Consider the following 23643-nt stretch of genomic DNA (forward strand, 5'->3'; position numbering starts at 1 on the left):
CCCGCCCCGCCATCGGCGTAGCATCTGCAGCAAGCCAAGGGACAGACCCGCGGCTGCCACAACGACATGAGGGATTCTCATGGAATTCGACTATCTCGTCTTCATCGGGCGATTCGAGCCCTTCCACAACGGCCACGCCGCCGTTGCCCGCCTGGCCCTGAGCCGGGCCCGCAAGCTGATCTTCCTGGTCGGCTCTGCCGATACCCCCCGCAGCCTCCGCAATCCCTGGACCGTGGCCGAACGCGCCGTGATGATCCAGGTGGCCCTCGACGGCCACACCGACCGTCTGCTGATCCGCCCGCTGCGTGACCACCTGTACAACGAAGCACAGTGGATCGCCAACGTGCAGCGCCAGGTGGCTGACGCCCTGCGCAACGACGGTGCCGCCGCCGATGCCAGGGTAGGCCTGATCGGCATGGACAAGGATGCGTCCAGCTACTACCTGCGCGAGTTCCCGCAGTGGCCGCTGGTGGACGTGCAGCACACCGCCACCCTGTCGGCCACCGAGCTGCGGCGCTACCTGTTCGAGGCCGGCGACGTCGACTTCCACGGCGCGCTGCTGATGCTGCGTGGCAATGTGCCGGCGCCGGTGTACGACATGCTCGAAGCGTTCCGCAAGAGTGCGCCTGCGTATGGCCAGCTGGTGGCCGAGTACCGCTTCATCGAACAGTACAAGGCCGCCTGGAAGGATGCGCCCTACGCGCCCACCTTCGTCACCACCGATGCGGTGGTGGTGCATTCGGGCCACGTGCTGCTGGTGCGTCGCCGCTCGGAACCCGGCAAGGGGCTGTGGGCATTGCCCGGCGGCTTCGTCGGCCAGGAACAGAGCCTGCTCGACAGCTGCCTGCGCGAACTGCGCGAGGAAACCCGGCTGAAGATTCCGTTGCCGGTGTTGAAGGGGTCGCTGAAGGGCCAGCAGGTGTTCGACCACCCGGACCGCAGCCAGCGTGGCCGCACCATCACCCACGGTTTCCACTTCGAGTTTCCGGCCGGCGAGCTGCCGCCGGTGCGCGGTGGCGACGATGCCGACAAGGCACGCTGGATACCGGTGAGTGAAGCACTGGACATGGGCCCGCAGCTGTTCGAAGACCACCTGCACATCCTGGAGTACTTCCTCGGCCGCGGCTGACCGGCCCGGCTTTCCCACTGGCGGATAGACCGCCGGTGCCACCCGACGCGAAGGAGCTTCCGTCATGCACTACCTCGATAATCTTCTCCTCAACACCGACAGCTACAAGGCCAGCCATTGGCTGCAGTACCCGCCGGGTACCGATGCCACGTTCTTCTACGTCGAATCACGTGGCGGCCTGCACGATCGCACGGTGTTCTTCGGCCTGCAGGCGATCCTCAAGGACGCGCTGGCACGGCCGGTCACCCACGCCGACATCGACGACGCTGCTGCGGTGTTCGCCGCGCATGGCGAACCGTTCAACGAGGCCGGCTGGCGCGATATCGTCGACCGGCTTGGCGGCCACCTGCCGGTGCGCATCCGCGCCGTGCCCGAGGGCAGCGTGGTGCCTACCCACCAGGCGCTGATGACCATCGAATCGACCGATCCGGCAGCGTTCTGGGTGCCGTCGTACCTGGAAACGCTGCTGCTGCGCGTGTGGTACCCGGTCACCGTGGCCACCATCAGCTGGCACGCACGGCAGACCATTGCCGCGTTCCTGCAGCAGACCAGCGACGACCCGCAGGGGCAGCTGCCGTTCAAGCTGCATGACTTCGGCGCGCGCGGTGTATCGAGCCTGGAATCGGCCGCGCTGGGCGGTGCCGCACACCTGGTCAACTTCCTCGGCACCGATACCGTATCGGCGCTGTGCCTGGCGCGCGCGCACTATCACGCGCCGATGGCCGGCTATTCGATTCCCGCCGCCGAGCACAGCACCATCACCAGTTGGGGCCGCGAGCGCGAGGTGGACGCCTACCGCAACATGCTGCGCCAGTTCGGCACGCCCGGTGCGATCGTGGCGGTGGTATCGGACAGCTATGACATCTACCGCGCCATCAGCGAGCACTGGGGTACCACCCTGCGCGATGAAGTGATCGCCTCGGGCGCCACCCTGGTCATCCGCCCGGACTCGGGGGACCCGGTGGAGGTGGTGGCCGAAAGCCTGCGCCGGCTGGATGAAGCGTTCGGCCACAGCCTCAACGGCAAGGGCTACCGCGTGCTCAACCACGTGCGGGTGATCCAGGGCGATGGCATCAACCCGGATACCATCCGCACCATCCTGCAACGCATCACCGACGACGGCTACGCCGCCGACAACGTGGCCTTCGGCATGGGCGGTGCGCTGCTGCAGCGGCTGGACCGCGATACGCAGAAGTTCGCACTGAAGTGCTCGGCGGCGCGGGTGGACGGCGGGTGGATTGACGTCTACAAGGATCCGGTCACCGACGCCGGCAAGGCCAGCAAGCGTGGCCGCATGCGCCTGCTGCGCCGCCTGGACGATGGCAGCCTGCATACGGTGCCACTGCCGGCCAACGGCGACGACACCCTGCCGGACGGCTTCGAGGACGCAATGGTGACCGTGTGGGAGAACGGCCGCCTGCTGCACGACCAGCGGCTGGACGACATCCGCACGCGGGCGGCCGTGGGGCATTGAAGGTGCATCCCGACCGGGGTCAGAGCCCGCTGCGTGGCAGCGGGATCCGACCCCTTCCTTCCGCTGGGGTCGGATCCCGTTGCAGCGTAGCGGGTTCTGACCCCTGCGCTCTTGACCGGCGCCACCAACAGGTCCACCTTGCACACGCCGAAGGTATCCCTCCCATCGCTGCGGCGCGGGGAGGGATTTAAACGGGAATCCGGTGAAGGCGCCTCGCGCGTCCATTCCGGAGCTGCCCCGCAGCGGTGAATGGAAACGAATCCTGCCAACAGCACTGGGCTCGCGCCTGGGAAGCGGCGGGTAGTAGGTGGGCTGCGGCCCGTGTCCATCAGCCCGAATACCGGCCCCGGCCGGGGGACACGACCGTCCCCTGACTCGACCTGGAATCTCCGCGGGGAGGTTGCCGGGGCCGTCCTCGTCCTGCGCGTGCAGGCGGTGTGGCCGCGCGCGTCCTGTTCACGGTATCCGGCCAGACCCGTTCACCCACGCACTGATGCATGGGCCACCGCCGTTGCCGGCGGTCCATGCGGTACCTGACGATGACCGAGTTCCAACGCCCCACCCTGACCCTGCCCGCCGACGGCAAGCGCCTGCTGCTGCATTCGTGCTGCGCGCCCTGTTCCGGCGAAGTGATGGAGGCGATCACCGCCTCCGGGATCGACTACGCGATCTTCTTCTACAACCCCAACATCCACCCGGTGAAGGAATACGAGCTGCGCAAGCAGGAGAACATCCGCTTCGCCGAGCAGCACGGCATTCCCTTCATCGACTGCGACTACGACACCGACAACTGGTTCAGCCGTGCGCGCGGCATGGAAAACGAACCCGAACGCGGTATCCGCTGCACGATGTGCTTCGACATGCGTTTCGAGCGCACCGCGCTGTATGCGCACGAGCACGGCTACGACACCATCAGTTCGTCGCTGGGCATCTCGCGCTGGAAGAACATGGCGCAGATCAACGACTGCGGGATCCGTGCGGCGTCGCGCTATGAAGGCCTGCAGTACTGGGACTACAACTGGCGCAAAGGCGGCGGCGCCAGCCGCATGATCGAGATCAGCAAGCGCGAGCAGTTCTACCAGCAGGAATACTGCGGCTGCGTGTACTCGCTTCGCGATGCCAACCGCCATCGCCGCGAGAATGGCCGCGAGCGGATCAGGATCGGCCTGCTGTACTACGGGCAGGACGCTGGGACGCCACAGGGCGATTGACGTGCAGGCATGGGGCGGCCACGCTGGTCGCCCCTTCTGTTGTAGCGGACCTGCCATGACCGCCCTGCCCGCCGATGTCGCCCTGCTGGTGATCGACCTGCAGCCGGACTTCATGCCCGGTGGCGCCTTGGCCTGCGACCAAGGCGATGCGCTGGTGGCACCGATCGCCGATCTGTTGGCGCAGCGCCGCTACCGCACCGTGGTGGCGACCCAGGACTGGCACCCGGCCGACCATGCCTCGTTCGCCAGCCAGCACCCCGGCCAACGCCCCTTCGAGACCATCCTGCTGCACGCGCAGCCGCAGACGCTGTGGCCGGACCACTGCGTGCAGGGCAGCGCCGGTGCCGCGCTGCACCCGGGCGTGGACTGGACCGTGGCCGACCTGATCCTGCGCAAGGGCACGCGCCAACGGGTGGATTCGTACAGCGCCTTCCGCGAGAACCACGGCCCCGATGGCGAGCGCCCGGCCACCGGCCTGGCCGGCTGGCTGCACGAACGCCGCATCCGCGAAGTGCACGTATGCGGCCTGGCCCGCGATTACTGCGTGCTGTGGAGCGCGCAGGACGCGGTGAAGTCCGGCTTCCGGGTGAAGTTCCTGTGGGAGCTGACCCGGCCGGTGACCGAAGCCAACGACGCGATGGTGCGCGAGGCGCTGGGCAAGGCGGGAATCGCGACCGCCTGACCCACAACGGTAGTGCCGGGCCATGCCCGGCTGACCCGGAAGGGGCAGCGCGTTACCGGAACACCACCGTGCGATGCCCGTTGAGCAGGATGCGGTGCTCCACATGGCGGCGCACGGCGCGTGCCAGCACCAGCGATTCGGTATCGCTGCCCAGCCGCACCAGCTCGCGCGGCGCCATGGCGTGATCCACGCGGGCCACGTCCTGTTCGATGATCGGTCCTTCGTCCAGATCCTCGGTGACGTAGTGCGCGGTGGCGCCGATGATCTTGACCCCGCGCGCGTGTGCCTGGTGGTACGGCTGCGCGCCCTTGAAGCTGGGCAGGAAGCTGTGGTGGATGTTGATCGCACGGCCGGCCAGCGCGCGGCACAGCGTGGGTGACAGGATCTGCATGTAGCGCGCCAGCACCACCAGGTCGATGCGCTCGCGCTCGACCAGGTCGATGATCTGCTGCTCCTGCACCGCACGCGTATCGGCGGTTACCGGCAGGTGGTGGAACGGTACCTGGTAGGACGCGGCCAATGGCGCGAAGTCGGCGTGGTTGGAGGCCACCGCGGCAATGTCGACCTTCAGCTGGCCGCTGTGGGCGCGGAACAGCAGGTCGTTGAGGCAGTGCCCCTGCTTGCTGACCAGCACCAGCAGGCGTGCACGGCGGCGGCCATCATGCAGCTGCCAGTCCATGCCGAAGCCTTCGGCAAGCGTGGCCATCGCGGCGTGCACGGTCTCCAGCGGCAGGCCGGCGTCACGGTCGAAATGCACGCGCAGGAAGAAGCGGCCGCTTTCCTCATCGCCGAACTGCTGGGCGTCGAGGATGTTGCAGCCGTGGTCGAACAGCAGGCCGGACACGCGGTAGACGATGCCGGTACGGTCGGGGCAGGACAGGGTGAGGATGGAATCGGGGCGCATCGCCACAGTGTAGGGCAGCTTCCTGTCCAGCAGCCGGATGATCACCGATGCAACCGAACCGCTTGGTTCAGTCCCAAGCGATACTTGGCCATCACCGTGGCAAGCTGGTCGGTCATGAACCTGTTGCAACTGATCCGCAGCTTCACCCGCACCGCAGAGACCGGCAGCATTGCCGCCGCGGCCCGCATCCTTGGCATCAGCGCCACCGCAGTCGGCCAGAACATCAACCGGCTGGAAGCGCATCTGGGCGTACGGCTGCTGAACCGGAGTACGCGCCAGCTGGCGCTCAGCGAGGCCGGCGCGCTGTACCTGGCGCAGGTCCGCCACATCGAGGCCGACCTGGCGCGCGCGCAGGCGATGGTCACCTCCGGTGATATCGAACCGGCCGGGCCGCTGCGCATCGCCAGCAGCAGCGCGTTCGGCCGCCACGTGCTGGCCCCGTTGCTGCCGTCACTGCAGCAACGCTACCCGCAGCTGCAGCTGGAACTGCGGCTGACCGACCGCGCCGTGCAGCATGGTCCAGAGGCGGTGGATGCCAGCATCCGCATCGGCGCGCAGCTGGAAGACGGCGTGGTCGCACGGCAGCTGGCACGCGTACCGTTCGTGTTCTGCGCCTCGCCGGCCTACCTGAAGGCCCATGGCACCCCGCAGGAACCATCGGATCTGGGCAGCCATCGCGGGCTGCTGCACCGCTTCCCCACCGATGGCCGGCCGTTGCGCTGGGGCCTGCTGAAGGACGGCCAGCGTGTGGACGCCGTGCTACCGCCGAGCATGGTCTGCGATGACATCGATGCGCTGGCGTCGCTGGCGGCGGCCGGTGCCGGCATCACGCGATTGGCTGCGTTCGTGGCCGAGCCCTACCTGCGCGATGGACGCCTGCAGGCCGTGTTCGGCGCCGACAGCACGTGGCGTCCGGAGCCGATGGAGGTCTATTTCTGCGTCAGCGATCGCCGCGACTTCACCGCCAAGATCCGCGCGCTGTTCGAGCACCTGCGGGCCGGCATGGCGCCGGCCTGGCGGGTGTGAGCCTCAGCGCGCCTTGAACACGCCGCGCGCATCGCGCGGCTCGCAGCGCAGGTACTGCGGCGCCGGTTCCACGCTGTCGCGCAATGCGGCGGCGGCATGCCACGGCCAGCGCGGGTCGTAGAGGATGCCGCGCGCCAGGGCCACGGCATCGGCGTGGCGATGGCGCAGGATCGATTCGGCCTGCTCCGGTTCGGTGATCATGCCCACGGCGATCACCGGCATGCGCACCTTGGCCTTGATCGCCGCCGCGAACGGCACCTGGTAACCGGGGCCGACGGTGATCTTCTGGCGCTCGTCCAGGCCGCCACTGGAGACATGCAGGAAATTGCAGCCGCGCGCGTCCAGCACCTGGGCCAGTGCTTCGCTCTGCACCAGGTCCCAGCCACCCTCGACCCAGTCGCTGGCGGAAATGCGCACGCCCACGGCGACCTTGTCGGACACCGCCGCGCGTACCGCGTCGAACACTTCCACCAGCAGGCGCAGGCGGTTCGGCAGCGACCCACCGTAACCATCGGTGCGGCGGTTGCTCAGCGGCGACAGGAACTGGTGCAGCAGGTAACCGTGCGCGGCATGCAGCTCGATCAGCTCGAAGCCCAGGCGCTCGGCGCGCACCGCACTGGCAGCGAAGGCGGCGATGACCTCGGCGATGCCGGCTTCGTCCAGTTCCTGCGGTGCCGGATCGGCGGCATGGAACGGCAGCGGCGACGGCGCCACGGTGGCCCAGCCACGCGCATCGCCGGCCGGCAACTGGCCACCCCCGTCCCACGGGCGGGCGGTGGATGCCTTGCGGCCGGCATGGCCCAGCTGGATGCCCAGCGGCATCGGCGACCAGCGGCGGACGCTGGCCAGCACCTGTGCCAGCGCGGCCTCGGTGCCGTCATCCCACAGGCCCAGGTCGGCCCAGCTGATGCGGCCGCGCGGCTCGACCGCGGTGGCTTCCAGGATCAACAGGCCGGCGCCGGACTGCGCCAGGTTGCCCAGGTGCATGGCGTGCCAGTCGCTGGCGCGGCCGTCTTCGGCGGAGTACTGGCACATCGGCGCGATGACGATGCGGTTGGACAGGGTCAGGGGGCCGAACGAGATCGGCGAAAACAGCTGGCTCAAGGGGGTGATGAACGACGTAGGGGGTGTGTATTGCACCGCTGCGCGGCTTCTGGATCAACCGTCTGGATGGATCGCTGTTTCGCAGCCGATCATGCCGCCGAGCGCCGAACAGCCCCTTGTAGAGCCGAGCCGACGCTCGGCTCAGCCCGCCACCCAACCGGACAAGGCTTCAGCGCAGTCCCGCTCATCCTTGAACAACAGCAGGTCGTCGGCACGGGTGCGGCCGCGGTTCAGCGCCGCCACCGGCAATCCTGCCTTCGCCGCCGCCTGCACGAAGCGGAAGCCGGAATAGACCATCAGTGACGAGCCCACCACCAGCACCGCATCGGCCTGCTGCAGATGATCGTGCACCGCCGCCACCCGCTCGCGCGGCACGTTCTCGCCGAAGAACACCACGTCCGGCTTCAGCACGCCGCCGCAGTGCGGGCAATCGGGCACCACGAATGTGGAGAAATCGGTCTCCAGGTCGGCATCACCGTCGGGGGCGATGCCGGCCTCCAGCGCGTCCCAGCCGGGATTGGCGTCCAGCAGCCGCTGCTGGAAATCCTCGCGGCCACTGCGGCGCTCGCAGCCCATGCAGCGCACCAGATCCAGGCGGCCATGCAGGTCGATCACGTTGCGGCTGCCGGCGCGCTGGTGCAGGCCGTCCACGTTCTGGGTCAACAGCACCTGCAGCTTGCCGCGGCTTTCCAGGGCGGCCAGGGCCTGGTGGGTGCCGTTGGGCCGGGCCAGGCCGAAGCGCGGCCAGCCCAGCAGGCTGCGCGCCCAGTAACGCTGGCGGGTGGTCGCCTCGCCCATGAAGGCCTGGTAGGTCACCGGCGGCGTGCGTTTCCACTGGCCGTCGGCGTCCCGGTAATCGGGTATGCCCGAGGCGGTGCTGCAACCCGCGCCGGTCAGCACGAACAGGCGCTCGGCGCGGTCGATGAAGTCGGTCAGTGGCGGGGTCATGGCTGCCAGATGGGGGCGCCGCAGCGCCCCCGCAAGCACCGGTTCAGCCGCTGGTCTCAGGCGGCCGGCAGCGGCGGCACCGCGATCGGGTGGCCTTCCTCGTCCAGCGCGATCATCACGAAGTGGCCGCGGGTGCACAGCTTGCGCTCGCCGCTGTGCAGGTCTTCGGCGACCAGTTCCACCTCGACCTTCATCGAGCTGCGGCCGACTTCGACGATGCGGCCGATGGTTTCCACCATCTGGCCGATGCGGATCGGCAGCTTGAAGTCGACCTGGTCGCTGCGCGCGGTCACCACGGTGCGGCGCGAATAGCGGGCGGCGGCCAGGAACGCGGCCTTGTCCATCCATGCCAATGCCTGGCCACCGAACAGGGTGCCCAGGTGGTTGGTGTGGTTGGGGAAGACGATTTCAGCCATGCGCACTTCGGTGGGCGGCACGGTCTCGGGGATCGGGGTCATGGGGGTGCTTCGGTGTGGGGTGCTGCGGATTCTAAGCGACCGGCGTGATGGCCATCGGCATGCACGTGCAACGGTCACCCGGCAGCGGTGCCTGCGCAGGCCGCGCCTGCGGCAGGCGTTACACTGCGCCACGCCCACTGCCAGGACTGCCCATGCCCGCCACTTCCGACCTGCTGGCCTTTGCGCTGGTTTCGCTGGCCATGGTGCTCACGCCCGGGCCGAACATGATCTACGTCATCTCGCGCTCGATCTGCCAGGGGCCGATGGCTGGCCTGATCTCGCTGGGCGGGGTGGCGCTGGGCTTTGTGTTCTACATGCTGTGTGCGGCACTGGGCATCACCGCCCTGCTGATGACCGTGCCGTTCGCCTACGACGCGCTGCGCATCGGCGGCGCGCTGTACCTGCTGTACCTGGCCTGGCAGGCGCTCAGGCCCGGCGGCCGTTCGCCGTTCGCGGTGCGCGACCTGCCGCAGGACAGCCCGCGCAAGCTGTTCACGATGGGCTTCCTGACCAATCTGCTGAACCCGAAGGTGGCGGTGATGTACCTGTCGCTGCTGCCGCAGTTCCTGCACCCGGACGGCGAAGGCAGCGTGCTGATGCAGTCGATCGTGCTGGGCTCCACCCAGATCCTGGTCAGCGTCAGCGTGAACGGCATGATCGCGCTGACCGCCGGCAGCATCGCCGGCTTCCTGGCCGCGCGCCCCACTTGGCAGATGGTGCAGCGCTGGCTGATGGGCACGGTGCTGGCCGGGCTGGCGGTGCGCATGGCGGTGGAAGGGCGGCGCTGATTGTAGAGTCGAGCCATGCTCGACTTTCTTGCGAGCAGCAGTCGAGCATGGCTCGACGCTACGGAAACAAGAAACCCCGGCATTGGCCGGGGTTCTTCGTTGCGGCAGGCCTGGCCAGTTCGATCAGAAGTTCATGTCGAAGGCGACTTCGCCCTGAACGCCGACCTGGTAGGCCGAGACGCGGCGTTCGAAGAAGTTGGTCAGCTCCTGCACGTCCTGCAGTTCCATGAACGGCAGCGGGTTGCGCACGTTGTACTTCTTTTCCATGCCCAGCTTGGCGAAGTGCTGGTCGGCGCAGTGCTGCAGGTACTGGCGCATGTCGCGGGTCGAGATGCCGGCCACGCCACCGGACAGCACGTCCTCGGCGAACTGCACTTCGCATTCGATGGCTTCGGCCAGCATGTCGTAGACCTGCTGCTTCATCTCGTCGTCGAACAGGTCCGGCTCTTCCTCACGCACCACGCGCACCGATTCGAACGCAAACTCCATGTGCGCGCTCTCGTCGCGGAACACCCAGTTGGTGCCCGAGGCCAGGCCCGGCAGCAGGCCGCGCGAACGGAAGTAGTACACGTAGGCGAACGCAGCGAAGAAGAACAGGCCTTCGATGCAGGCGGCAAAGCAGATCTGGTTGAGCAGGAACTGGCGGCGCTGTTCGCGGGTCTCGATGCGGGTCAGGTCCTGGATCGAGTCGATCCACTTGAAGCAGAAATCGGCCTTCTTCTTGATCGAGTCGATGTTCTCCACCGCCGAGAACGCCTTGGCGCGCTCTTCCGGATCCGGCAGGTAGTTGTCCAGCAGGGTCAGGTAGAACTGCACGTGCAGTGCTTCCTCATACAGCTGGCGCGACAGGTACATGCGCGCTTCGGGCGCATTCAAGTGCTGGTACAGGTTCAGCACCAGGTTGTTGGACACGATCGAATCGCCGGTGGCGAAGAACGCGACCAGGCGGTGGATCAGGTGGCGCTCACCCGGCGACATCTTGCTGTGCAGGTCGGTGATGTCGATCTGGAAGTTGATCTCTTCCACCGTCCAGGTGTTCTTGATCGCATTCCGGTACATGTCATAGAACTGCGGGTAGCGCATCGGGCGCAGGGTCAGTTCAAAACCGGGATCGAGCAGCATCTGCTTGGGCTTGTCGGCCATGGGTGTTTCCTTGAATTCCTGGGTGAGCCGCCGGGCGTGGCCCGGCGCTACCGTGGGTGTTTTTCCGCAGCCGAGCATGGCTCGGCTCTACAGGTGCGAGGTGTTCGAGTGCCGACCAACGGTCGGCACCCACCGCGCGGTGTCTTACTGGCAGGCCTCGCAGGCTTCCGGGTTTTCCAGCGAGCAGGCGATGGCTTCGTCCGGGCTGAACACCTTGGCCGGGGCCGCAGCGCTGACCGTGGTCTTGGCGATCTTGGTGGCCGGGCGCGAACGCAGGTAGTAGGTGGTCTTGATGCCCTGCTTCCAGGCGTACATGTACATGGAGGACATCGCGCCGATGTTCGGGCTTTCCATGAACAGGTTGAGCGAGGCCGACTGGTCGATGAAGGCGCCACGCTCGGCGGCCATGTCGATCAGCGAACGCATCGGCAGTTCCCACGCGGTGCGGTAGACCTCGCGCAGCGTTTCCGGAATCTGCGCCACGCCGGCGATGGAGCCTTCGGCCAGCTTGATGGCATCGCGCATGTCGGCGGTCCACAGGCCCAGCTTCTTCAGCTCGTTGACCAGGTAGCGGTTGACCTGCAGGAAGTCACCGGACAGGGTCTCGCGCTTGAACAGGTTGGACACCTGCGGCTCGACGCACTCGTAGCAGCCGGCGATCGAGGCGATGGTCGCGGTCGGGGCGATCGCGATCATCAGCGAGTTGCGCAGGCCGTGTTCCTTGATGCGGGCGCGCAGGGCATCCCAGCGCGCGGTGTCTTCCGGCACCACGTTCCAGGCGTCGAACTGCAGTTCGCCACCGGCGGCACGGGTGTCGTTGAACGACGGGTGCTTGCCACGTTCCTGGGCCAGCTCGCAGGAGGTTTCCAGCGCGTGGAAGTAGATCGCTTCGGCAATCTTCTTCGACAGGGCGCGGGCTTCGGCGCTGTCGAACGGCAGGCGCTTGCGGAAGAACACGTCCTGCAGGCCCATGCAGCCCAGGCCGACCGGACGCCAGCGCAGGTTGGCGCGGCGGGCGGTTTCGATCGGGTAGAAGTTCAGGTCGATGACGCGGTCGAGCTGGCGCACGGCCAGGCGAACGGTCTCGGCCAGCTTGTCGAAGTCGAACTCGTTGTGCTCGTCGAAGTGGTTGCCCAGGTTGATCGAACCCAGGTTGCACACGGCGGTTTCATCGTTGGAAGTGACTTCCAGGATTTCGGTGCACAGGTTGGACAGGTGGATCACGTTGCCCGGGCGCAGGGTCTGGTTGCTGGCGCGGTTGCACTTGTCCTTGAAGGTCATCCAGCCGTTGCCGGTCTCGGCCAGGGTACGCATCATGCGGGCATACAGCTTGCGCGCGGAGATGGTGCGGTTGGCCTTGCCCTGGGCTTCGGCCTGCAGGTAGGCCTGCTCGAAGGCTTCGCCGAACAGGTCGGTGAACTCCGGCACGACGCGCGGATCGAACAGCGACCATTCCTGGTCGGCTTCGACGCGCTTCATGAACAGGTCCGGCACCCAGTTGGCCAGGTTCAGGTTGTGCGCACGACGGGCTTCGTCACCGGTGTTGTCGCGCAGCTCGAGGAAGTCCTCGATGTCGGCGTGCCAGGTTTCCAGGTACACGCAGGCCGCGCCCTTGCGCTTGCCGCCCTGGTTCACTGCGGCCACCGACGAATCCATGGTCTTCAGCCACGGCACGATGCCGTTGGAATGGCCGTTGGTCGACTTGATCAGCGAACCACGCGAACGCACGCGGGTGTAGCTGACGCCGATGCCGCCGGAGAACTTCGACAGCTGGGCGATGTCGCCGTACTTGGAATAGATCGATTCCAGCGAGTCCTGCGGCGAGTCCAGCAGGAAGCACGAGGACAGCTGCTCGTGGGTGGTGCCGGAATTGAACAGGGTCGGGCTGGACGGCAGGTAGTCCAGGTTGCCCATGCGCTTGTACAGCGCCAGGGTCTCGGACACGTCCTCGCTCAGCGCGCTGGCGATGCGCAGGAAGAACTGCTGCGGGGTCTCGATCACCTTGCGGGTGTGCGGGTGGCGCAGCAGGTAACGGTCGTACAGGGTACGCAGGCCGAAGTAATCGAAGTTCAGGTCCAGCGAGATGTCGATGGCATCGTTGAGCTTGCGTGCGTTGGTCTGCACGAAGTTCAGCAGGCGGTCGTTGATCAGGCCGACTTCATGGCCACGGCTGACCGACTGCGAGAAGGCGTAGATTTCCTGGCCCGAGACTTCCTTGGCGATGTAGTTGGCCAGCAGGCGCGCGGCGAGACGGCCGTACTCGGGCTCTTCACCGATCAGCAGGGCGGCGGTGCGGATGGACAGTTCGTCCAGCTCGCGGGTGGTGGCACCGTTGTACAGGCCGGAAATGGTGCGGGTGGCCACGCGCATCGGGTCGACGGCGTGCAGGCCTTCGGAGGAACGCTGCACCGCACGCACGATCTTGTTCAGGTCCACCAGTTCGGTGGTCCCATTGCGCTTGGTCACACTCATCGCGTTGGCCGTCGGCGGCGACGTCAACAGGAATTCGCTTTCCTTCTCGATGGTGGCGCTGGATTCGGTGCTCACGGCGTGTGTCCTCTTGGCGTGATTTGGGGGTGCTCGATGCATCGGGTGACGCGGCCCGGGACATGACAGCCCAGGATGGCAGGACGGCGTCGCAGGGGATGAGACCCTGCGCCTGCCACTGCCGTTGACGATCGCGGATGGGTACCCCGGGGCAACCCCTGGAATGGGGGTTGCTGCGACCGACGGCCACAAGATAGTGGGGGTAATGGGGTCCGTCAACGCCAAATGTAGTGAAATTCGGCAATCCCTTGCGCCGCAAGGATCGTGCCATCGGCGCCCTGATCAGACGCTTCAGACCTGCCGGAACGGGCTGCGCAGTCAAGTCCGAAAGGCGTCATTGCGGTGGCACAACGCACCGCGAAAACGGAACAATGACAGCTTCACATGACAGTGATGAAACTGGCTAGGGACAACCCTGTGGATAGGTGGTGGGCAGCCGGTGGGAAAGCCGGTATGGCCGGACGAATCGCCATCGCGCAGTGACTTTCGGCGGGTGACGGCGCCTGCCGAACGCGGGATGCTGGGGTCCTGCAATGACCGGAAAGGATTCCACCATGCGCCTGTCAGCACCCGCCTTGGCCCTGTTGGCTGCTGTGGTCACCGTACCTGCAATTGCCGCTGACACCCCGAAGCTGCGCGCGGACCAGTGCGGTATCCACACCGACTATGACGTGCTGGTGGACAGCGGTGGCATCTGGCTGCGGCATGGCCCGCAGGCACCGCATGAGGTGGTGTTCCACGATGGCGTGCTGAGCCTGGACGACACGGTCGTGCTGGTCAGCGAGGCCGACGCGGCCCGCCTTCGGCAGATGGAGGCCGGGGCACGGCAGCTGATGCCGGCCGCCACGGCGCTGGCCCATGAAGTGAGCGAACTGAGCTTCGACGTGCTCGACGGGGTCTATGAAGGCCTCACCGGTACCGCCAACAGCCGCAAGGTCCGGCGCCTGCGCCGGCAGGCCGATGACTGGATCGGCGGCACGCTGGGCAAGGGCTACTGGGAACAGGCTGTGTTCGGGCCAGGCTTCGAGGCCAAGGTGCAGGACATGGCCGAGTCGCTGTCCGCCTCCATCGCCCGCAGCATGCTGTGGCAGATCTTCACCGGACGCAGCGATGCGATGGAGGCACGCGCCGACCGTCTGGACGCGCAGATGGAACAGCAGCTGGAAGGCCGCGCCGAACGCATCGAGGCCCAAGCACAGTCGCTGTGCCCGCTGGTGCAGTCGCTGGCCGACACCCATGACGCGCTGGAAGTGCGCTACCAAGGCCAACCGCTGCGGCTGCTGGAGCGCAGCGAGAGCGTTCGGGTGGAGCACGGCGATGGCTCGGGCCTGCAGGTGTCGGCCGGGCCGGATGAGCGGCCGCGTGGGAATGCGGTGGCGCCTTCCCGATAGCTGCGCGGCGCTGCTGTAGAGCCGAGCCCATGCTCGGCTCCCTTTCGGCACATCATCCAGAAGCAGCCGAGCGTGGGCTCGGCTCTACAGTAAACCGCCCTCACGCCCGGTGCGGGGTACCCAGGTATTCGGCGCTCTGCATCTCGATCAGGCGCGAGGCGGTGCGCTCGAACGCGCCCTGCAGGCGCTGGCCGGTGTACAGCTCGATCGGCGAGGTGCTGGCGGTGCAGACCAGGTTGACGTGGCGGTCGTACAGCTCATCGATCAGGTTGACGAAGCGGCGCGCGGCATCTTCGTTCAGGCGATCGAACGCCGGAATGCCGCCCAGCAGCACCGTGTTGAACTCGTGCGCGATCTCGATGTAATCCGACGGGCCGCGCGGGCCCTCGCACAACGCGGCGAAGTCAAACCAGGCAATGCTCTTGCCGCGGCCACGCACCGGGATCTTGCGGCCCTCGATCTCGATGTTGCCGGGCTTGGCCGGCTGGCCGCCGCTCAGCTCGTTCCAGCGCGTGGCCAGCCAGTCGTCGCTGTCGGCCGCCAGCGGTGCGCGGTATACCGGCGAGCGGGTCAGCGCGCGCATCCGGTAATCCTCGGTACCTTCGGCGTACAGCTCCACGCAGAAGCGCTGCAGCAGGCCGATGGCCGGCAGGAAGCTCTCGCGCTGCAGGCCGTTGAGGTACAGGTTCTCCACTGCGGTGTTGGAGGTGGTGACCAGGGTCACGCCCTCGGCGAACAGGCGCTCGAGCAGCCGCGCCAGCAGCATCGCATCGCCGATGTCGGTGACGAAGAACTCATCCAGCACCAGCACGCGCAGGTTGCTGCGCCATTCCTGGGCGATCTTCGCCAGCGGGTCGCTCTGGCCCTGGTGCTCGCGCAGGCGCTCATGGACGCTGCGCATGAAGCGGTGGAAATGGGTGCGGTACTTCTGCTTGATCGGCAGCCCGTCGTAGAACAGGTCGACCAGGAAGGTCTTGCCACGGCCGACGCCGCCCCAGAAGTACAGGCCCTTGATCGGCTCGGGCTTCTTCCAGAACGAAGACAGGCGGTCCAGCCAGCCATCCTCGGCACTGTCCAGCAGGCCCAGGTGGATGCGGTCCAGCTCGGCCAGCGCCGCATGCTGGGCCGGATCGTTCTGCCAGTCGCCACGGGCAACCCCTTCCGCATACCGCTGCGACGGGGTCAGCTCGGGTGCACTCATGCCGCCGCGCCCAGCCAGTGCTTGACGCCGTGGGTCAGCGCGCCGCGCAGGTCGATCAGCTTGCGGTGGAAGAAGTGGCTGGTCTCGGGCATGCGTACCAGCTCATGCGGGGCGTCCAGCGTGTCCAGCCACTGGTAGACGGCCTGCGGGTCGACGATCTCGTCCTGCTCGCCCTGGATCACCAGCCAGCGCGCCGGCGGCGCGATGCCGTCGAAATCCCAGCGACCGGCCGGCGGCGCGATCGAGATCAGCGCTTCCGGCTGCAGCGTGGCGGCGGCCTTCAGCGACACGAACGCACCGAAGCTGAAACCGGCCAGCCACAGGCGGTCATCCGGGCGCTGGCTGCGCACCCAGGCCGCGACGGCCTTCAGGTCATCCTGCTCGCCCACGCCGCCATCGAAGGTGCCAGCCGAACCACCCACGCTGCGGAAGTTGAAGCGCACCGTGGCGATGCCCAGCTCGCGCAGGGTGGAGGCGGTCATGGTGACCACCTTGTTGTGCAGGGTGCCACCTTCGGTGGACAGCGGATGGCAGACGATGGCCACGATCGGCTGCACCGGCACATCGGCCTTGGGCAGGTCGACGACCACTTCCAGCGGGCCGGCCGGGCCGTCCAGTTCGAGGCAGGCGGTTTCGCCGGGGGCGACGGGGAACAAGGGCTTGTGCATGGCACCATGATACCGTCCCCCGCCCCTGCCCTGTGCCCGCCCCATGCTCTATCTGTCACTGGCCGTGATCTGCAGTGTGCTGGTTTCGGTGTTGTTGAAGGTGGCCGCACGCCGCCAGCTGGATGTTGCGCAGATGGTCACCTGGAACTATCTGGTGGCGGCAACGCTCACCGCCGTGGTGCTGCAGCCACCGCTGGATGCACTGCGCGCGCCGCATGCGCCGTGGCTGTCACTGCTGGCGCTGGCGGTGGTGCTGCCCTCGATCTTCCTGGTACTGGGCCGCGCGGTGGCGGTGGCCGGCATCGTCCGCAGCGACGTGGCGCAGCGGCTGTCGTTGCTGCTTTCCCTGGCCGCCGCCTTCCTGTGCTTCGGCCAGACCGCAACGCCCTGGAAACTGGCCGGCCTGGGCCTGGGCCTGCTGGCGATGGTGGCCATCAGCCTGCGCCCGCGCGGCCCGGCGGTGGCGTCCTCACCCGGCGGCTGGGGCTGGCTGCTGGGCGTATGGGCCGGATTCGCAGTGGTGGACGTGCTGCTCAAGCAGGTGGCGCTGTCCGGCACGCCGTCGATGGCGGCGGTGCTGGCCAGTTTCAGCGTCGCCTTCGTGCTGATGCTGGCAATGCAGCTGTGGCGGCATGTCAGTGGCCGCAGCCGACTGGCCTGGCGCAACCTCGGCGCGGGTGCACTGCTGGGCCTGCTCAATGGCGGCAACATCCTGTTCTATGTGCATGCGCACCAGGCGATGCCAGAGAGCCCGGCCACCGTGTTCGCCGGCATGAACATCGGGGTGGTGGTCTTGGGCGCGCTGGTGGGTGTGCTCGCCTTCGGCGAGGCCACCACGAAGTGGAACCGCGCCGGCCTGGCACTGGCGGTGCTGGCGATCGGGATGATCGCCTGGGGGTGAGCGATACCCCGGGGTCGGATCCCATTCCCACGGAATGGGCTCTGACCCCTACGCCTCAGACCCCGCGATGCCTTGGGTCAGAGCCCATTCCGTGGGAATGGGATCCGACCCCGGCCTGGCGCGTTACTTGTCGAAGCCCAGCAGCAGCGGGTCGTGGTCGGAGCTGCGCCACGGGCCCTGCACGTTGCGGCCCTGGTAACCGCTGGCGTCCTGCTCGTCGGCGTTGCTGTGCCATTCGGCGGCACCGCGCAGGCGCCTGGCCATGCCCGGGTTCAGCAGCGCGTGGTCGAGGCGGCCGGTGTAGCCGTTGTAGACGTAGCTGTAGGGATGCTCGACCTTGGCCACCTTGAACGCGTCCTGCCAGCCCAGATCATGCAGGGCGCGGATCGGGTCTTCCATCGCGTAGGCATTGAAGTCACCCAGCAGCACCGCGTCCCTGGCGCCGGTACCGGTCGGATCGGTCTGCAGCCAGGCGTGCAGCTGCTGCGCCGACGTCACACGGGTGGCGTTCCAGCAGCCCTGATTGTCGTTGCGATCGGCGTCGGCACCGGCCGCGTCACGGCAACCCTTCGATTTGAAATGGTTGGCAACCACCACGAACGGCGCGCCCTGCTTGCCCTGGAAGGCCTGCGCCAACGGTACGCGGCTGTGCTCGACGAACGGGCCGCCGGTCAGCGTGGCCGGCTTGCCGACCGGCTGCAGGCGCGTGCTTCGGTAGATGATCCCGACCCGGATCGGGTTGTCGCCGGGGCCGTTGCCGGCGTCGACGAAGCGCCAGTCGCCCTGCGCGCCGCGGTCGCGGTTGAGCGCATCGACCAGTTCGGCGATGGCCGACTGCGGGCCGTAGCCGTCGTTCTCCAGTTCCATCAGCGCAGCGACATCGGCGCCCAACGCATTGACCGTGGTGACCAGCTTGGCGAGCTGCGCCTTGTGCTCGTCCAGCGTGCGCGCGCCGCGCAGCGTCGGGAAGCCACCGCCCTGGCCGTCACCATTGAAGAAATTCTCCAGGTTGAAGGCGGCCACGTGCAGGCTTCCCGGCACCGTGGGTACTGCCGGGCGCTTCAGTTCCGGCAGCTTCAGCGCGCCTTCGACCTGCAGGCGCGGATGGCCCTGCGCGTCCACGCGCACGATGCCCTCCACATTGCGCAGTTGCATGCCGGTGCGCAGCACCGGGTTGCCCGGCAGGTAGGGCACGCTGGCGGGGTCGCGGGCATCGCTGCCATCCTCCAGCACCAGGCGGCGGCGCTGGTTGTCGGCCATCACCTGCTCATAGCCGGCAGTGCCCGGCGCGGCCACTTCGGTCGGCTGCCAGAGGCGGCCATCGAACGCCACCGTGAGCTGGCCGAAGTGCTGCAGGCCATCGGTACCGGCCAGGGTAAGCGGCGCGGCGATGCGCACGCGCTGCCCATCCAGCGCGCGCCAGTCGGCCGGCGCAGCGGTCAGCACCACAGTGGCGCTGCCGCGCGCGACGGAGGGCGGCGCGACCGGCGTGGCCTGCGGCTGGGCCTGGGCAAAGGCGCCGGCCGGCAGCAGCAGGGACAGGGCAAGGGCGAGGGAACGGCGGCGCATCAACGGGCGACTCCATGGAAGAGGCGCACAGACTAACCCTGAAATGCGAAACCCCGCCTGCGCAGCGGGGGCATATGAGCGATCAGGCCTCGGTGGGCAAAGCCGGGGGATCGTAGAGCCGAGCCCATGCTCGGCTGCACCTGGCCACACCGCGCGGAGAGCAGCCGAGCGCGGGCTCGGCTCTACAGGAAGCGGCGCGTTGCGGCGGTTACTTCAGGTTGCCCAGCATCCAGTCCACGGTGGCGTGGATCTGTTCTTCGGTCAGCGCCGGGTTGCCGCCCTTGGGCGGCATGATCCCGCCGTCGGGGCCGGTATAGCCCTCGATGGCGTGCTTGTAGAGGGTGTCCTTGCCCTGCGCGATGCGCTTGTCCCAATGCGAATGGTCCAGCGTCGGTGCCATGCCCACACCGTTGGTGTGGCAGGCGGTGCACAGGTTGTCGAAGATCACCTTGCCATCCTTGGTGCCGCCGTAGGCCACCTGCGACGCCGCCTTGGCCAGCGCGGCGGCCTTGGCCGCGGCCTGCGCGGCGGCGCCGGTGCTGCCGGCATAGACCGCGCCGGTGGGCGAAATGCGCTGTTCGGTGCGCTTGGCCGCAGTGGGCGACACCTCGGGCGGAATCCGGGTGTGGATGTAGGCGGCAAGGAGGATGAGGCCGAGGGTGATGGTCGCCAGCAGCGCGATCACCATGGAGAAGCGTTTCAGGAACTCCAGATCGTAATTCCGCACTCTTCGTTACCCCTGGCTGATAGTCGTTGGACCACGGCTGAGCGACTGCGTGATGGACCGAGTATAGAACGCGCCTTGCGTGCGACAACAGGCGTCACTGCTGGTGCGGCGCAACATGCCGGGGGCTGGGGTCGGGGATGGGGTCAGATCCCTTTTGCGCCGCAAAAGGGATCTGACCCCAGCAACAGAAGCCGGCCAGCGGCCGGCGCTACCGGATTACCGGGGCACCGATCGCGCGCAGGCAGAAGCTGCAGATCGCATCCACCAGCGCGTCTTCGTCGCGGTGCGCTTCGCGGCTGGGCGCGGTCGGGCCGACCATCGCTTCGGTGAAGGCGCCGACCAGGCACGCGGCGGCCACATGCGCGTCCTGTGCCGGCAGCTCACCGGCGGCCACGCCTTCCTCCACCAGCCGCAGGAACACGTCGCCGAACGCGCGACGTCCGCGCATGCGCTCGGCCTCCACGTCCGGATCGACCGGTTCGACGATGAAGGCGTGCGCCAGCCCCGGCCCGGCCAGGGCGCGGCGGACGAAGGCGGTGATTGCCAGCCGCAGGCGCTCGCTGGCCACCTCCGGACCGCTGGCGATGCGCTCCATGATCGCGACCTCGTGGGCCACCGCGGCGTTGAGCACCTCCACGAACAGCTCGGCCTTGGACGGGAAGTGGCGATAGATCAGGCCGGTGGACACCCCCGCCTGGGTCGCCACGGCGGTCACCGGGGCGTTGCGCCAGCCGCCGGTGGCGACCAGCTCGCGGGTGGCCAGCAGGATCCGTTCACGGGCGCCCGCCAGGCGTTCTTCCATCAATGCAGAGCGTTTATAGGCCATGTTCTGATTCTAGTTTCAATTTTTGAATTCGTATTCACTTCTTATCCGAACCCCGCTACGCTGGGGCCATCGCCCGTGCGGGTGGCGGTCCTGCCGACCGCCGCCCGCTCCCCCGCCGGGTGCGTCCATTCCCTGCCATCCCGCCGTGGAGCCACCACAATGCACGTGCCATCCCTGAACTTCGATCTTGGCGAAGACATCGACCTGCTGCGCCAGAGCGTGGCCCATTTTGCCGCCGCCGAGGTCGCACCGCTGGCCGCCGAGGCTGATGCCAGCAACCAGTTCCCGCTGGCCCTGTGGCCGAAGCTGGGCGAACAGGGCCTGCTCGGCCTCACCGTGGAAGAAGAATACGGTGGTACCGGCATGGGCTACCTGGCCCACGTGGTGGCGATGGAAGAAATCTCGCGCGCCTCCGGCGGCATCGGCCTGTCCTATGGCGCGCACTCCAACCTGTGCGTGAACCAGCTGCGCAAGAACGGCAACGAAGAACAGAAGCAGCGCTTCCTGCCCGGCCTGTGCAACGGCAGCCTGGTCGGCGCGCTGGCGATGAGCGAACCGGGTGCCGGTTCGGATGTGGTGTCGATGAAGCTGCGCGCCGACAAGCGCGGCGACCGCTACGTGCTCAACGGCAACAAGATGTGGATCACCAACGGCCCGGATGCCGACGTGCTGGTGGTCTACGCCAAGACCGACATGGAGGCCGGTGCCAAGGGCATCACCGCGTTCCTGGTCGAGAAGGGCATGAAGGGCTTCTCCACCGCGCAGAAGCTGGACAAGCTCGGCATGCGCTCCTCGCCCACCTGCGAGCTGGTGTTCCAGGACTGCGAGATTCCCGAAGAGAACGTGCTGGGCCAGGTCGGCGGTGGCGTGCGCGTACTGATGTCCGGCCTGGACTACGAGCGCGTGGTGCTGTCCGGTGGCCCGCTGGGCCTGATGGCCGCGGCCATGGACGTGGTCATGCCCTATGTGCACGAGCGCCACCAGTTCGGCGAACCGATCGGCAGCTTCCAGCTGATCCAGGCCAAGATCGCCGACATGTACGTGGGCCTGGGTGCCTGCCGCGCGTATGTCTATGCCGTGGCGCGCGCCTGCGACCAGGGCCGCACCACCCGCCAGGACGCCGCCGGTGCGATCCTGTACGCCGCCGAGAAGGCCACCTGGCTGACCGGCCAGGCGATCCAGATCCTCGGCGGCAACGGCTACATCAACGAATACCCGACCGGCCGCTTGTGGCGCGACGCCAAGCTGTATGAAATCGGCGCCGGCACCTCGGAGATCCGCCGCATGCTGATCGGCCGCGAACTGTTCCAGCGCACCCTGTAAGGCCACCGCGATGACCGTCCTGAACAGCCAGCTGCAACCGGGCAGCGAAACGTTTGAAAGCAACCGCGCGGCCATGCAGGCCGTGGTCGACGACCTGCATGCCACCCTCGCGCGCACCGCGCTGGGTGGCAGTGAGGCGGCACGCGCCAAGCACACCGCGCGCGGCAAGCTGCTGGTGCGCGACCGCATCGACGCCCTGCTCGACCCCGGCAGCGCCTTCCTGGAAATCGCGCCGTTGGCCGCGCACGGCATGTATGAAGACGCCGTGCCCGCCGCGGGCGTGGTGGCCGGCATCGGCCGGGTGAGCGGCGTGGAATGCGTGATCGTGGCCAACGACGCCACGGTCAAGGGCGGCACCTACTACCCGATGACGGTGAAGAAGCACCTGCGCGCGCAGGAGATCGCCGAGCAGAACCACCTGCCGTGCATCTACCTGGTCGATTCCGGTGGCGCGTTCCTGCCACTGCAGGACGAAGTCTTCCCCGACCGCGACCATTTCGGCCGCATCTTCTACAACCAGGCCAACCTGTCGGCGCAGGGCATTCCGCAGATCGCCTGCGTGATGGGCAGCTGCACTGCCGGTGGCGCCTATGTGCCGGCGATGAGCGACGAGACCGTGATCGTGCGCGAGCAGGGCACGATCTTCCTCGGCGGCCCGCCGCTGGTGAAGGCGGCCACCGGTGAAGTGGTCACGGCCGAGGAACTGGGTGGCGCCGACGTGCACACCCGCATCTCCGGCGTGGCCGACCACATGGCCGACAACGATCTGCAGGCACTGGCACGGGTGCGCGCGATCATCGCCCAGCTCAACTGGCGCAAGCCGGAACCGGCGATGGCGGTGCGGCCCCCTGAAGCGCCATTGCTGCCGGCCCATGAGCTGTATGGCGTGATCCCGGCCGATACGCGCAAGCCCTACGACGTTCGCGAAGTGATCGCGCGGCTGGTGGATGGCTCGCGCTTCGACGAGTTCAAGCCGCGCTACGGCGCAACGCTGGTGACCGGTTTCGCCCATCTGAACGGCTACCCGATCGGCATCATCGCCAACAACGGGATCCTGTTCTCCGAGTCGGCCCTGAAGGGCGCGCACTTCATCGAGCTGTGCACCCAGCGCAACATCCCGCTGGTGTTCCTGCAGAACATCACCGGCTTCATGGTCGGCCGCAAGTACGAACAGGGCGGCATCGCCAAGGACGGCGCCAAGCTGGTGATGGCGGTGGCCTGTGCCAGGGTGCCCAAGTTCACCGTGGTGATCGGCGGCTCGTTCGGTGCCGGCAACTACGGCATGTGTGGCCGTGCGTACTCGCCGAACTTCCTGTGGATGTGGCCGAACGCGCGCATCGGCGTGATGGGCGGCGAGCAGGCCGCCAGTGTGCTGGCCACGGTCAAGCGCGATGGCATTGAAGCCAAGGGCGGCCAGTGGCCGGCGGCGGAAGAGGATGCCTTCAAGGCACCGATCCGCGACCAGTTCGAACAGCAGGGCCACCCGTACTACGCCAGCGCGCGCCTGTGGGACGACGGCGTGATCGATCCGGCCGACACCCGCCAGGTGCTGGCGCTGGCGCTGTCGGCCAGCCTCAACGCCGCCCCGCAGCAGACGCGCTTCGGCGTGTTCCGCATGTGACC

General features: G+C 67.5%; 21 protein-coding genes and 1 riboswitch. Of the genes, 10 read left to right on the forward strand and 11 right to left on the reverse strand.

Annotation, left to right across the window (positions count from 1 at the left end):
• Window positions 1-79 precede the first annotated feature (79 nt).
• The 4 genes from AC5P56_RS18570 (at window position 80) to pncA (ending at window position 4496) form a co-directional block, all read left to right on the forward strand.
• Entirely contained in the window at window positions 80-1129 is a 1050-nt protein-coding gene (locus AC5P56_RS18570) for a bifunctional nicotinamide-nucleotide adenylyltransferase/Nudix hydroxylase (protein ID WP_049441807.1), read from the forward strand.
• 64 nt (window positions 1130-1193) lie between these two features.
• On the forward strand, window positions 1194-2603 hold the full coding sequence (locus tag AC5P56_RS18575; protein WP_346601460.1) for a nicotinate phosphoribosyltransferase: 1410 nt from the start codon (window positions 1194-1196) through the stop codon (window positions 2601-2603).
• Window positions 2604-2736: 133 nt separating this feature from the next.
• Window positions 2737-2966: riboswitch (cobalamin riboswitch) on the forward strand.
• 161 nt (window positions 2967-3127) lie between these two features.
• Window positions 3128-3814 carry an epoxyqueuosine reductase QueH gene (locus AC5P56_RS18580; protein WP_428986562.1) on the forward strand — a complete coding sequence of 229 codons (687 nt, stop codon included), beginning with the start codon at window positions 3128-3130 and terminating at the stop codon, window positions 3812-3814.
• Between the two features lie 55 nt (window positions 3815-3869).
• On the forward strand, window positions 3870-4496 hold the full coding sequence (gene pncA / locus AC5P56_RS18585; RefSeq protein ID WP_197574393.1) for a bifunctional nicotinamidase/pyrazinamidase: 627 nt from the start codon (window positions 3870-3872) through the stop codon (window positions 4494-4496).
• Window positions 4497-4548: 52 nt separating this feature from the next.
• Here pncA and purU read toward each other — a convergent pair whose 3' ends face one another.
• On the reverse strand, window positions 4549-5400 hold the full coding sequence (purU, locus tag AC5P56_RS18590; RefSeq protein ID WP_005411937.1) for a formyltetrahydrofolate deformylase: 852 nt from the start codon (window positions 5398-5400) through the stop codon (window positions 4549-4551).
• A 114-nt stretch (window positions 5401-5514) separates the two neighbouring features.
• On the opposite strand from purU, the gene AC5P56_RS18595 reads away from it, so the two are divergent.
• Window positions 5515-6426, forward strand: a complete 912-nt coding sequence (locus AC5P56_RS18595; RefSeq protein WP_049441881.1) for a LysR family transcriptional regulator — start codon at window positions 5515-5517, stop codon at window positions 6424-6426.
• Between the two features lie 3 nt (window positions 6427-6429).
• On the opposite strand, the gene AC5P56_RS18600 is transcribed toward AC5P56_RS18595, so the two are convergent.
• The 3 genes from AC5P56_RS18600 to AC5P56_RS18610 form a co-directional block, all read right to left on the reverse strand.
• On the reverse strand, window positions 6430-7530 hold the full coding sequence (locus AC5P56_RS18600; RefSeq protein ID WP_014645582.1) for an NADH:flavin oxidoreductase/NADH oxidase: 1101 nt from the start codon (window positions 7528-7530) through the stop codon (window positions 6430-6432).
• Window positions 7531-7671: 141 nt separating this feature from the next.
• Window positions 7672-8478 (reverse strand): NAD-dependent protein deacetylase, encoded by an 807-nt coding sequence (locus AC5P56_RS18605; protein ID WP_014645581.1) that lies wholly within the window; start codon window positions 8476-8478, stop codon window positions 7672-7674.
• A 56-nt stretch (window positions 8479-8534) separates the two neighbouring features.
• Window positions 8535-8936: an acyl-CoA thioesterase gene (locus tag AC5P56_RS18610; RefSeq protein WP_004153688.1), complete on the reverse strand. Its 402-nt coding sequence runs from the start codon at window positions 8934-8936 to the stop codon at window positions 8535-8537.
• 152 nt (window positions 8937-9088) lie between these two features.
• Between AC5P56_RS18610 and AC5P56_RS18615 the strand changes: the two genes are divergently transcribed.
• Window positions 9089-9724 (forward strand): LysE family translocator, encoded by a 636-nt coding sequence (locus AC5P56_RS18615; protein ID WP_032956621.1) that lies wholly within the window; start codon window positions 9089-9091, stop codon window positions 9722-9724.
• 123 nt (window positions 9725-9847) lie between these two features.
• Here the strand turns inward: AC5P56_RS18615 and AC5P56_RS18620 are convergent, their stop codons facing one another.
• Both AC5P56_RS18620 and AC5P56_RS18625 read right to left on the reverse strand, forming a co-directional pair.
• Window positions 9848-10867 carry a ribonucleotide-diphosphate reductase subunit beta gene (locus tag AC5P56_RS18620; protein ID WP_005420683.1) on the reverse strand — a complete coding sequence of 340 codons (1020 nt, stop codon included), beginning with the start codon at window positions 10865-10867 and terminating at the stop codon, window positions 9848-9850.
• Window positions 10868-11011: 144 nt separating this feature from the next.
• Entirely contained in the window at window positions 11012-13414 is a 2403-nt protein-coding gene (locus AC5P56_RS18625) for a ribonucleoside-diphosphate reductase subunit alpha (RefSeq protein ID WP_075076407.1), read from the reverse strand.
• Between the two features lie 554 nt (window positions 13415-13968).
• On the opposite strand from AC5P56_RS18625, the gene AC5P56_RS18630 reads away from it, so the two are divergent.
• Entirely contained in the window at window positions 13969-14805 is an 837-nt protein-coding gene (locus AC5P56_RS18630) for a DUF2884 family protein (RefSeq protein WP_049441799.1), read from the forward strand.
• A gap of 100 nt (window positions 14806-14905) precedes the next feature.
• On the opposite strand, the gene zapE is transcribed toward AC5P56_RS18630, so the two are convergent.
• Both zapE and AC5P56_RS18640 read right to left on the reverse strand, forming a co-directional pair.
• Window positions 14906-16006, reverse strand: a complete 1101-nt coding sequence (zapE, locus tag AC5P56_RS18635) for a cell division protein ZapE (protein ID WP_049441797.1) — start codon at window positions 16004-16006, stop codon at window positions 14906-14908.
• Entirely contained in the window at window positions 16003-16674 is a 672-nt protein-coding gene (locus tag AC5P56_RS18640; protein ID WP_014645576.1) for an alpha/beta hydrolase, read from the reverse strand. Before AC5P56_RS18640 ends, zapE begins: the two co-directional genes overlap by 4 nt.
• A gap of 43 nt (window positions 16675-16717) precedes the next feature.
• Between AC5P56_RS18640 and AC5P56_RS18645 the strand changes: the two genes are divergently transcribed.
• The gene (locus tag AC5P56_RS18645; protein WP_049441795.1) at window positions 16718-17575 is read left to right on the forward strand and encodes a hypothetical protein; all 858 of its coding nucleotides are present in this window, start codon (window positions 16718-16720) and stop codon (window positions 17573-17575) included.
• Window positions 17576-17698: 123 nt separating this feature from the next.
• Here the strand turns inward: AC5P56_RS18645 and AC5P56_RS18650 are convergent, their stop codons facing one another.
• The 3 genes from AC5P56_RS18650 to AC5P56_RS18660 form a co-directional block, all read right to left on the reverse strand.
• On the reverse strand, window positions 17699-19144 hold the full coding sequence (locus AC5P56_RS18650; protein ID WP_049441793.1) for an ExeM/NucH family extracellular endonuclease: 1446 nt from the start codon (window positions 19142-19144) through the stop codon (window positions 17699-17701).
• Window positions 19145-19352: 208 nt separating this feature from the next.
• Window positions 19353-19871: a c-type cytochrome gene (locus AC5P56_RS18655; RefSeq protein ID WP_014035592.1), complete on the reverse strand. Its 519-nt coding sequence runs from the start codon at window positions 19869-19871 to the stop codon at window positions 19353-19355.
• A gap of 208 nt (window positions 19872-20079) precedes the next feature.
• Window positions 20080-20697, reverse strand: a complete 618-nt coding sequence (locus tag AC5P56_RS18660; RefSeq protein WP_014645572.1) for a TetR/AcrR family transcriptional regulator — start codon at window positions 20695-20697, stop codon at window positions 20080-20082.
• A gap of 159 nt (window positions 20698-20856) precedes the next feature.
• On the opposite strand from AC5P56_RS18660, the gene AC5P56_RS18665 reads away from it, so the two are divergent.
• Both AC5P56_RS18665 and AC5P56_RS18670 read left to right on the forward strand, forming a co-directional pair.
• Window positions 20857-22020, forward strand: a complete 1164-nt coding sequence (locus tag AC5P56_RS18665) for an isovaleryl-CoA dehydrogenase (protein ID WP_014645571.1) — start codon at window positions 20857-20859, stop codon at window positions 22018-22020.
• Between the two features lie 10 nt (window positions 22021-22030).
• Entirely contained in the window at window positions 22031-23641 is a 1611-nt protein-coding gene (locus AC5P56_RS18670; RefSeq protein WP_014645570.1) for a carboxyl transferase domain-containing protein, read from the forward strand.
• The last annotated feature ends 2 nt before the right edge of the window (window positions 23642-23643 follow it).

The sequence above is a fragment of the Stenotrophomonas sp. YJH_SMC_131 genome (assembly GCF_059367975.1).